Here is an 11,311-nt window from a genome sequence, read left to right as displayed (position 1 = left end):
CAGCTCACGCGGAAAACGGTGACGTTTGTAGCTGACAGGGGGAGCGCTAATGCAGGGCAGTCTACAGCCCCGAAGTTAATGTGACAGCACGCCGAAACCAAAGGGTTTTCCGAACCCTCCATCTGCTGGACTTGGACCTGGCAACATATTATTATCTTTTTCCATTTTCTTTGCGACGATTATGCCATAAATGGGGACGCGCTCTTACAGATTGTAATTGGCGCGGAAATAATAGAAGCCGCCGTTCCAGCTCATCTGCGCCACGTTGTAGTCGTAGGGCGTGGAGCCCAAATAGCGGTTGGCGTACGGTAGCTTGCGCATTTTCGCGTTGAACAGGTTGTTCGCGCCCAGGGCGAGGTGAAGCCGGGACGTGGCCTTGTAGCCGACTTCCAGATTGGTTTCGAATTTCGGCGTTTCGGTGAATTCCCTGAACACGCTGTTCGAATACGCATAGGGGCCGGTATAGTAGGTCAGTTGCGACGTGGTGTGACCGTAGCGGATTTCATGTGCGGAGATATCAAAGCGGCCCGTCGTCCAGCGGCCGCCGAAGATCAGCTTGTTGCGCGGGGTATAGGATGTCAGCCATGCCCGCTGCTGGGCATTGAGCAGCGGATTGTTGTTCAGATCCCTGCCGACCTTGAGGATATCCGTCTCGTTCAGGTTCAGCCCGACATCGATCGCCAGCCGGCCGTTCTGGCGCAGATCGAGATCGTACGTCGCGGAAATATCCACGCCGCGCGTGCGCGTGTTGACGCCGTTGGTGAAATAGCTGGTGCTGACGGCGCTGGGGCTGATGGCCGGGCCCACAGTATAGCCGTTCAATTCCAGCGCCGAGATCGCCTGCTGGCCGGTATAGCTGCCGCCGCTGACGATCCGGTTGCGCAGCGTGATCTGATAGGCATCGACGCTGACATGCAGGTTGCGCAGCGGATTCAACACGAAGCCGGCGGAGAAATTGGTGGATCGTTCCGGGCGCAGCGGCTTGGCGCCCAGATAGCGCGCCGCCGGGGAACTGACGGCAACCTGGCCGCTGCTGCCGGTAGGCGAGTAGCTTTGCGCCTGGTAATATTCTTCCTGCAGCGTCGGGGCGCGGAAGCCGTTGCTGACGGTGCCGCGCAGCGAGATGAAGCGGTTGATGTCGTAGCGGCTGGAAATCTTGCCCGTCTCGGTATCGCCGGCATCGGTGTAATGTTCGAAGCGGCCGGCCAGGTCGATGCGCCATTTCGGCAGCACGGTGGTGCCGAGATCGATATAGCCGGCCGTGACGTCGCGGCCATGGGCGCTGGCATCCGTCGTCTGCACCGCCGCCGCGCCGGACAGCGCCCCGCCATAGCGCGCCGCCCAGTCTCCCGCGCCAAGCGTATAAGTTTCGTAGCGATATTCCGCGCCGAAGGCCACGCTGAGCGGCGCGGGCAGGATTTTCGTATCGAAATCGCGGCGGATATCGGCGTTGGTGGTCCATTGCGTGTCGGACTGCGATCCGACGGCGAAGGTGGTGGGCGTATAGCCCGTTGCCGTGTACAGCGCCGGATTGAAGATGTTATAGGCGCTCTGATCATTGATGTTGCCGCCGTAGGTGGAGCTGACATCCCAGTTCCAGTCGTGGAAGACATGCCCCTTGAAGCCCGCGGTGAAGGAATAGTCGTTCTGGGCCGAGGCGACATAGGGAATGTAGCCGTTCGGGGCCAGGATCGCCGGGGTGGGCGGCAGGCGGTAGTAATAGGCCTGCTGGCTGTCGGAATGGCCGTAGGTGCCGAAGGCGTAGAACGAGACATCGTCGGTGATGTCATAGCCCAGATTGATGCTGACCAGTTCGCGCGTGGTGGGCTGGATGCCGATCGACTGGCTGACGGGCTGGCCCAGCGCGGTCGGAATGCCCGATCGGTTGTCGGCCCCGTCGCGGACCGTGCGGTCGTTATGCTTGAATTCGACGCTGGCATTGTAATAGCCGCGGCTGCCGATGGCGCCGCCGAAATTGGCGGATTCATTGGTGGTGAAGCCGTCGCCGCGATAATAGCCACCGTTGAGCGCCTGAAGCGACAGCGTATTCTGCGTTTTCTTGAGAATGATGTTCACCACACCGGCGATGGCGTCCGAACCATATTGCGCGGCGGCACCGTCCGACAGGATTTCGAAATGATCGATCGCCGAGGCCGGGATCAGATCGAGATCGACGGGATCGGGGCCGCGTCCGCCGGAAATCGTCGTGTTGATCTGCGCCGTCTGATGGCGGCGCTTGCCGTTGACCAGCACGAGGACATGGTTGGAACTGAGTCCGCGCATGCTGATCGACAGCAGGGGGCCGCTGGCGCCCCAGCCGAAGGGCGGCAGCGAGATCGACGGCGTAAGCTGCGCCAGCGCATCGCGCAGATCGGCCTGGCCCGTGGTGGCAAGTTGCGCCGCGCTGATGATCGATACTGGGCTGAGGCTGCTGCGCGCGGTCTGGTTCGTGCTGCGCGTGCCGGTGACGATGACCTGTTCGTCAGCGGACGCGGGCTGGGTGGCGGCGGTCAGGGTTGTGCTTTGTGCCAGTGCGGTCCTGAAGGAGGATACGCCTCCCAGAGAGGACAGCAGCAGGTAGGTGTAGAATCTAACGGGATGCATGGATTTTCTCTAGGGGGCATGATTTTTAAGACATAACAAATATTACTTAAATATTATTTCAGAAAAACTTAATATTTTAAATGCCAATACTTTACGAAACAAATATCTTTATTTTATAAAACAGGTGACATGCGATTCAGGAGGCCTTGCCCAGCGGCGAAAGATGCCAGCAGCGCAGCGATGAATCGTTCAGCAGTTCGCGCGTGTACGCTTCGGCCGGGCATTCGAAAATCTGTCGCACCGCGCCCTGCTCCACGAGGCGCCCGCGGCGCAGCACCACGACATGATCGGAAAATTCCCTGACCAGGCCAAGGTCGTGGGAAATGAACAGATAGCTGGTGCCAGCGCCGGCTTGCAGATCGCGCAGCAGGGTCAGGATCTGCCCCTGCGTGGCGCTGTCCAGCGCCGAGGTCGGTTCGTCCAGCACCACCAGTTCCGGTTCAAGAGCCAGCGCGCGGGCGATCGCGACGCGCTGGCGCTGCCCGCCCGACAGGAAGGAAGGCGTCTGCTGCCCCGCGCGTCGGGGCAGGCCGACGCGATCGAGCAGGGCGCGCACGCGGAGGCGCCGGGCTGCCGGGTCCGCCACCTGGAAGGCGCGCATCGGCTCGTCGATGATATCCTCGACCGACAGGCGGGGATTCAGCGAAGCGTAGGGATTCTGGTAGACGATCTGCATCCGCCGCCGCAACAGGCGGCGGGCCTCGCCGGTGGCATGCGTAATGTCGTGGCCGTTCAGGTGCACCGCGCCCGATTGCGGGGTTTCCAGCCCCAGGACGATGCGGGCGATCGTAGTCTTGCCCGATCCGGATTCGCCGACCAGGCCTGTCGTGCCGTGGCGCGGCACGTGGAACGATACGTCGTCGACCGCCGCGTGGGCGGCTTCCCCGCGACGGCCGGGAAAATGCTTTACCAGATGCGCGACCATCAGAACGGCCTCGCCAGGTTGCGCAGGTGCGGGCGCGGCGGGGGAACTGCGCGGCGGCGGAATCGATAGGGCCGGGGCGGTTTCGACGATTTTCCCGTCTTGTACCGTCAGCACCCGGTCCGCTCGCCGCGTGGCGATGCCCAGATCGTGAGTGACGATCACAAGCGCCATACCTTTTTCGCGAATCTTTCCGTCCAGATAATCTAGGATACGGCGCGCCACTGTCACGTCCAGGCCGCTGGTGGGCTCGTCGGCCACTAGAAGCGCGGGATCGTTCGCGATGCCGATGCCGATCAGTACGCGCTGGCGCATGCCCCCCGATAGTTCGTGCGGATAGCCGCGCGCGATCCGGGCGGAACCGCCCAGCCCGATATCCGCCAGGATCTCCGCCGTGCGGGCGCGGGCTGCATGGCGGGGCATGCCGTGCACCCGCAGGGCCTCGTCGATCTGCGCATCGATCCGCCGCAGCGGACTGAGCGACAGCCCGGCATCCTGGGGCACGAAGCCGATGCGCCGGCCGCGCAGGGCGCGCAGGCGTTGCGGGGTGGCGGCGGCGATGTCCTCGCCTTCCAGCAGGATGCGGCCACCGATCCGCGCATTGGGAGCCTTCAGCCCGATCAGCGCGGAGACGATACTAGATTTACCCGATCCGGATTCCCCGACGATGGCCAAGATTTCCCCCGGGCGGACGCTGAAGCTCACGCCGCTGACAGCATTCACCGGCGGCTCGCCGGGAAGGTGGTAGGTGACGGCTAGCTCCTGGACTGCGAGCACGGGGGACGGGGCGTTCATCCGCCAAGCACCGAGCGGGCACGCAGAGTGCGCGCCAAATGGTTGGCGGCCAGCACCACCGTGGCCACCACTAGGCCGGGCAGAGCGGTATACCACCAGGCCACGGCCATGTAGTTCCGGCCTTCGGCGATCAGCAGGCCCCATTCCGGCTGTGGCGGCGGTGCGCCGAAGCCCAGGAAGCTCAGAGCCGAGACGGCCAGCACGGCGGTGCCGAATTCCAGGGTGACGAGGGCCAGGATGGGGCCGGCGGCATGCGGCAGCACATGGCGCAGCATGATGGCGGGGGTGCGCACGCCCGATGCCCGGGCGGCTTCGACGAACAGGGCGTGGCGCAGGCGCACAGCCTCGCCCCGGCTGATCCGCGCGAAGGAAGAGATGGAGGAGACGCCGACCGCGATAGCGATCCGCACCGTGCCGAAGCCAAGCGCGGTGACGATGGCCAGTGCCAGCAGCAGCGCTGGAATGGCCATGGCCACGTCGACGGCTCGCATGAACAGCGCATCTACCCGGCCCCCGGCAAAACCGGCGGCCAGCCCCATCGGCACGCCGCCGGCCAAGGCCACCGCCACCGCCAGCCCGCAGGCTTGCAACGAAACGGTGGTGCCGTACACCGTGCGGGCGAACAGATCGCGTCCTAGGTGATCGGTGCCGAACCAGTGCTGGGCCGAGGGTGGGCGCAGCGCCTCCGCGGGGATGCCGCGCAGCGGATCGGCCGCTGAGAACCATCCCGGCACGACCGCCCATAGAAAGACTAGCCCCAACGCCAAGCCGCACAGAAGCGCGAGCCAGTCGGGCCGGGGGGAACGGAGGGCGGCATCCCATGTCGGGGACGGGTTGATATCTGTCATGACGCGGGGCTGGTCCTTTATTTGCCGATGCGCGGATCTAGCAGCGGGTAGAGTAGGTCGACGGCCAGGTTGATGGCGACGAACAGCGAAGCGGCCAGAAGCACCACGCCTTCCACCACCGGAATGTCCTTGGTCTGCACCGCCAACTGCGCCAAGCGGCCGATCCCGTCGCGCGAGAAGACGGTTTCGGTAACAACCGATCCGGCCAGCAGGTTGCCGGCGATCAGGCCAGACATGGTGACCAGCGAGATCGCCACGTTGGGCAGCAGATGGACCGCCATCAGGCGCGCCCGGCCCACGCCCCGGGCGGCGACGGCAGTGGCGAAGGGCTGGGCGGCCGCATCGGCCAGCGTACGCCCCGCGATCTGGGCGATGCGCGCCGAGGTGGGAATCGCCAGAGTCGCGGCGGGCAGCGCCAAGGCCCTCCAGCCATCGTTACCCATCGCGGGAAACAGCGGCCAGTGGAAGGAGAAGACCTGCAGCAGCAGCAGCCCCACCCAGAAGGTGGGCAACGCCGTGCCCAGCGCGGGCAGCGCAGCCAGCGCGGCCTTCGTGGCACCTTCCGGCGCATGGTGGGTGGCCACGGCCAAGGCGATGCCGACCAGAAGCGCCAGGGCGAAGGCGACCGAGGCCAGAGCAGCGGTGCCCGGCAGCACGTCCCGCAGGGTGGCCAAAACCGGCTGCCCGGTTTGGATCGACTGGCCGAAATCGAGATGAAGGGCGCGGTACAGCGCGATCCCGTATTGGACGGGCAGCGGCCGGTCCAGCCCATAGCGGGCGCGCAGTGCCGCCACCTGGGCAGGGTCCGCCGACAGGCCGTCCTCGCTCTGGCTCAGCATAATGCTGACCGGATCGCCAGGCAGCACATGCAGGATCAGGAACACAACCGTGAAGGCCGCCCACAGCACGGCGACGGACTGGGCGAGCCGCACGGCAAGCGCGCCCGCACGGCGAACCATCTCCCGGCGGAGCACGGGCCTATCGCTCCAGCCACGCATCGTGGAATTGCAACCGCGACGAGGCTTCAAAGGACAGATCGTGCACGGCCTTCGTAGTGCCGATCACGGTCGTCAGTTCCACCAGGGGGATCACGTGCCCTTCCCCGATCAGCAGCGCCTCGGCACGGGAGACAAGATCCCGCCGCCGCTGCGGATCGGCTTCGGCAAGGGAATCGTCCACCAAGGCATCCACCGGCGCCGCAGCGGCTCGATTGCCCGCGTTGCGGCCATGGACCGAGAACACGGCGCGCAGGATATCCGGATCGGCACGGGTGAGATTGGCAAAGCGCAACTGGAAATTCCGGCTTTCGAGCTGCGCCGTCATCTGGCTGATGGTTTGCTGGTCCAGCAACAGGTCGATGCCGGCAAGTCTGGCCTGCTGCTGGACCAGTTCGAGATAGGGAACGCGCTGCCAGTAGGACAGGCGGATCGTCAGGCGCCGCCCGTCGCGCTGGCGGATGCCGTCGGGGCCGGTCCGCCAGCCGGCCTGGTCCAGCAGGCGAGCGCTTCCGGCGGGATCGTAGGCCAGCAGATCGGCATGGGAGGTGTAGAGCGGCGTCGTGCGCGCCAGCACGGCCGTTGCCGGCGCTTCAAAGCGCGACAGAATGGCCTGCAGCTCGGCACGGTCGATGGCCTTGTCCAGCGCCACACGCACCGCCTGCTCGCGCAGCAGGGGATCGGCCTCGTTGGGAAACAGGCTGTAGACCAGCCCGGGATTGGCGCGCGCCAGCAGGGGCAGCCCCGCCGCGCGCAGCGGGGTTTCATCTTGGGCGGTGACGCCCAGATCCGCGTCGATCTGGCCCGACAGTAGGCTGCCCGTCCGCACCCCAGACTCGGGGATCACGAGATAGGTGATGCCGTCCAGCCATGCCGGCCCGGGGTGACGCGCCAAGCTGGAAGGCCAGGCATAGTCGGCCCGCCGAGCCAGCCTGACCGCGCGGTTGTGCTGAAAGTCTGCGACCACGAACGGGCCGGAACCAGCCAGGCGGCCCTGGCACCGGTCCTCGGCGCTGCGAACCTCGGTAGCCGGGGAAAGCAGGCCCAAGCTCATGGTCGAACTGGCTTGGAGGAACTGGGCGTTCGGCCTGTCGAACGTCACCGTTACGGTGCGGCTGTCGGGGGTCCGGATATCGCGCAGGCCGGCCAGATAGCCGGCACCTAGGATCGCGCGGGCACCCAGCTTCAGGATGCCTTCGAAATTTGCCTTTACGGCGGCAGCGTCCACCGGGCCGCCGTCGCTGAAGGTGGCGTGGTCGCCCAGATGGAAGGTGAAGCTGCGGCGGTCGGCGCTGACCTGCCAGCTGGTGGCAATCCAGGGCACGATCTCGCCAGTATCGGGGCGCTGGTCGGTTAGCGAATCGGTGATCTGGCGCCCAACATTCAGCGAACTGTTGTTGCCGGCCTGCTGCGGGTCAAGGCACACGGGATCGTCGCTGAGAGCGGCCTTCAGCACCCCGCCTTCATGTGGCGCCGGGCCCGGCGCCGCGGGGCCGGGGGTGGCGGGCAGCAGCAGGGCGGCCGCCAGGCACGCATGACGCAGCATGCGTGCCTGGCCGTGCCGCTGGCCGCTAGGCGGCGCGGTGCACTTCATTGCGGCGTACCCGCGCGGGCGCGCGACACCGGCCGGGCCAGACCGAGGCTTTCGCGCAGCGTGGCCCCGGTATAGGCAGTCTTGAAGAGACCCCTCCGTTGCAGTTCCGGGACCACCAGATCAACAAAATCTCCGATCGCATCAGGTGTCTGCGCGGTCATGATGTTGAAGCCGTCAGCCGCACCGGCACGAAACCATTCCTCGAAATTATCGGCAACGTCTGAGGTGGAACCCACGAGGACTCGGTGACCGCCATGCGAGAGCAGCCGCAGCAGTTGCCTGACTGTCGGCCGCTCCCTGCGAATCAGGTCCGCGACCAGCCTCTGGCGGCTTCTATGCTGGTTGGTCTCCGGCAAAACGTCGGGAAGAACCGGGACGTCGTCCAGAGGAAAATCGGATAAATCGATTCCCAATCCAACGAATTGCGAAATAGACCGCAGAGCGGGCTTCGGGTCCTGCAGGTCGTGGACGTGGTCGAATTTCTCTTCTGCCTCCTGTCGCGTCGGGGCGACAGTGACGGCTACACCGGGCATCACCAGAAGACTGTCGGGATTCCGACCGAAATCCAGTTCGGCCCGGCGGCGCATTTCGGCGCGGAATGCCTTCGCTTCCTCGATCGTAGTGGCCGCTGTAAAGATCACCTCGCCTACCCGGGCGCCGAGCTTCCGTCCTGACCCGGACGATCCGGCCTGTGCGATGACCGGCCAGCCTTGGACAGGACGCGGCGCGTTGAGCGGGCCGCGCACCTGGAAATATTTCCCCCTGTGGTTCAGTTCGCGCACGCGATCCGCATCCAGCCAACGACCGGACAGCTTGTCACCCAGGCGAGCATCGTCGTCCCATGTATCGAAAAGCCCCGTCAGGACATCGACGAACTCCTCTGCGCGGTCATACCGCACATCATGGGCAACATGATCATCGCGGTTGAAATTCTGTCCGCCCTGCAAGGATGTCACGAGGTTCCATCCGGCCCGACCGCCGCTGAGCCTGTCAAGGGATTCGAGCCGGCGTGCCAGTGTGAATGGCTCGTTATACGTCGTATTCGCCGTACCGACGAGGCCAATACGCGATGTCGACACAGCCATGGCCGCGAGCAAGGTAAGTGTGTCCCACCGCGAGGCGGCAACGTTCTTTTCCAGCAACTCGCGGTCGAACGATCCGGAACTGACCGTATCGTTCATGAAGAGAATGTCGAATTTCCCTTCTTCGAGCTTTCGCGCGATATCGATATAATACTGAAACGAGCCTAGGTAGTCGAGATCGGCTGACGCGCTGCGCCAGATACCGCCTTGCGGGCCACTTCCGTTGAGAAACGCGCCCAGCCGAAGATGACGTGTCATCGTACACTCACCATTTTGCGATGAAACAGATGGAAGGCCTCAGATGCAGAGGACCCAACCCGATCACGATGGATCATGCCCGCGTGATTCTATCATCTGAGAATCAGATCCGAGTAAGTTCGATCCCAGAGGGTGCCGGCATCAACCCGCCGCGGGATACAGCCTGCGCGCAGAAATGTATCCGCAACATCCTGCTGCTGTTCGATAATCTGGTCCGAAACGGGAACGACTTGTATCGGGCTCCGACGGGCGACGATCATTTTCTGGAAAATCTGTTCGGAGATTCCCGTCTGTCGAGACATGACACGTACATAGTAATCAGGATTCGATCCGATCCAGTCCCATATCTTCTGCTCCCGCTTTAGATAGTCGCCGATGGCCGCCCTCTTGCGCGGATCGGCCAAGGCGTCGATGCGCGCCGAAATTGCGAAATAGGACAGCCAGCCCGCCTGACTGTTCGCATCCGTGACGAGCCAGCGCGCATTCGTCTGTTCGATCATAAGCTGGGCGACATAATTTCCTGAAATTAGCCCATCAAGATAACCCGCCGAAAAGGCTGCCCGTGCGGTAGTGGCCGACATGGGCGCGGCTTGGATGTCCGACAGGACCAGACCGTGATCTCCCAGAATCTTCAGCAGATAGTAATGATCCGAGGTGGCGGGTATGTAACCAATTCTCCGTCCTCGCAGGTCCGCGACGGAACGGATGGGCGAACCGGCAGGAATAAGCAGACCCGACTGCTCCAGATCCCCTTTGACTGCGGCGATCAGTTTAAAGGACAGCGCATCCTGGGCGGCAAACAGTGCTGGAACCTGGCTCATAAAAGCGTAATCGAGACTACCCGCCTTATAGCAGCTGATCACCATACTGCCGCCGCTGACATCAACGGGGCTAACCGTATAGGGGGGCTTCGCCATATCCGCCGCAGAGAAGAAATCTGCGACAGCTCCCTTATAATGCCATACCGCGAGACGTTCTTGGCGAAGGTCGACCGGGGTATCGGCGAAGGCGTGCTGTCCAATCACGAGCGTCGGAAGCAGCATTGAGACGCAGGAACGCCGTGTAATGGACTCCAGAATCATGCCTCCACATCCTCGTGATCCTCCGAAATGCGGTCCCACAGCGCCAGAAATGAAAAATGTGCAAAAATTTCACGCTGCTCGCGATCCGGCTCCAAAGCGGAATCTGCTGGTGGCTGAAGCACGCCCGCGGCTTCGGCGACGAGCTGACTATGAGCAGCATCCTCGAAAGCGAGAAAGCGCCAAGCCGCCGACTCCACTGTCCTGCCAACCGTCCAGATACCATGATTGAACCATATCAGGACATTCCGCCGCCCCAGCGCCTTCGCGGCGGCAATGGCTTTTTGATCCCGACCAACCTGTCCATCATTTTCGCTCAACGGGTCAAAAAGAGATTGATCCGACAAAAAGAAAGACGCATCAGCTGTCAGGTTGGTCACAGGACGCCGGAAAGCGGACCACGTCTTTCCCCAGAAGGCATGTGCGTGGGCGATCCCGACGATATCCTCGCGCGCCACTTGAATCGTATCGTGATACGGCACGCCCGAGCGATTGATCGGCCCGCGGCCGGCGTGGATCGTTTCATGCCGATCGACAAGAACGAGATCGGAGACACGTGTCTTCAAAAATGGTGTTCCGAGACGGTTGATCCAGAACAGTGTTGGGTCGATGGGGTCTCTTGCAGAAAAATGACCTGCAAGACCATGTTCGAATCCTAGATGACCGAAAACGCGAAGCGCTTGGGCCAGACGCAGCTTCCGATGCTCACGCTCCGCTGCCGGCGCACGTTCGCCGGGGAGTTGGAGGGCGCCGCGCGCATTATCGACGTCCGTCTGAAAGGCATTTGCCACGATGCATCTTCGCCCTTATTTTGTGCAACACAAAATACTTCATAGAGAAAAATCATAAGTGTAGATATAATAAAGCGGTCACAGGATACATTGAGATTCAAAATAGATAAATTTTCTTGAGGGATTAGTTAATTTTCTAAAACATATTACTGACCGCCACATGGAGGGTTCGAAGAACCGCTGATTGACTCTCCTTTTTGCCTGATTTCAGTTTTTTGGTGTATTGATTGCTGGTTCGTGGGTCTGATTTTCACTCTGCGCTTTGAGCAGAGAGTGAGAGGGTTTCATGCCCTGGATTGCTACGTGGCGGCGTTAATCCGCTCCAGGAGGAGAAAGCGGCGCA

8 protein-coding genes are annotated in these 11,311 nt (G+C 62.8%); all 8 read right to left on the bottom strand.

Translation table 11 applies throughout. From position 1 onward, the window contains the following. Positions 1-204 precede the first annotated feature (204 nt). Entirely contained in the window at positions 205-2,604 is a 2,400-nt protein-coding gene (locus HK28_RS13265; protein WP_086645012.1) for a TonB-dependent siderophore receptor, read from the bottom strand. 136 nt (positions 2,605-2,740) lie between these two features. Beyond that, positions 2,741-4,321, bottom strand: coding sequence for an ABC transporter ATP-binding protein (locus HK28_RS13260; RefSeq protein WP_086645011.1), 1,581 nt, complete (start codon positions 4,319-4,321; stop codon positions 2,741-2,743). Further along, complete coding sequence (locus HK28_RS13255) at positions 4,318-5,169, bottom strand: ABC transporter permease (protein WP_086645010.1); 852 nt, start codon at positions 5,167-5,169, stop codon at positions 4,318-4,320. The genes HK28_RS13260 and HK28_RS13255 overlap by 4 nt, the downstream gene beginning before the upstream one ends. Positions 5,170-5,186: 17 nt before the next feature. Further along, positions 5,187-6,143, bottom strand: coding sequence for an ABC transporter permease (locus HK28_RS13250; protein ID WP_198945901.1), 957 nt, complete (start codon positions 6,141-6,143; stop codon positions 5,187-5,189). Between the two features lie 4 nt (positions 6,144-6,147). Next, positions 6,148-7,710: an ABC transporter substrate-binding protein gene (locus tag HK28_RS13245; RefSeq protein ID WP_086645008.1), complete on the bottom strand. Its 1,563-nt coding sequence runs from the start codon at positions 7,708-7,710 to the stop codon at positions 6,148-6,150. 44 nt (positions 7,711-7,754) lie between these two features. Beyond that, positions 7,755-9,098 (bottom strand): LLM class flavin-dependent oxidoreductase, encoded by a 1,344-nt coding sequence (locus HK28_RS13240; RefSeq protein WP_086645007.1) that lies wholly within the window; start codon positions 9,096-9,098, stop codon positions 7,755-7,757. A 92-nt stretch (positions 9,099-9,190) separates the two neighbouring features. After that, entirely contained in the window at positions 9,191-10,180 is a 990-nt protein-coding gene (locus HK28_RS13235) for an ABC transporter substrate-binding protein (RefSeq protein ID WP_086645006.1), read from the bottom strand. After that, positions 10,177-10,968, bottom strand: a complete 792-nt coding sequence (locus HK28_RS13230) for a class II aldolase/adducin family protein (protein WP_158093478.1) — start codon at positions 10,966-10,968, stop codon at positions 10,177-10,179. The genes HK28_RS13235 and HK28_RS13230 overlap by 4 nt, the downstream gene beginning before the upstream one ends. Between the last annotated feature and the right edge of the window lie 343 nt (positions 10,969-11,311).

This window comes from Acetobacter sp. DsW_063 (genome assembly GCF_002153745.1).
In the GTDB taxonomy this organism is placed as follows: Bacteria; Pseudomonadota; Alphaproteobacteria; order Acetobacterales; family Acetobacteraceae; genus Acetobacter.
The sequence above is the reverse complement of the archived record's forward strand: the minus strand, read 5'-3'. Positions and strand labels throughout refer to the sequence as shown.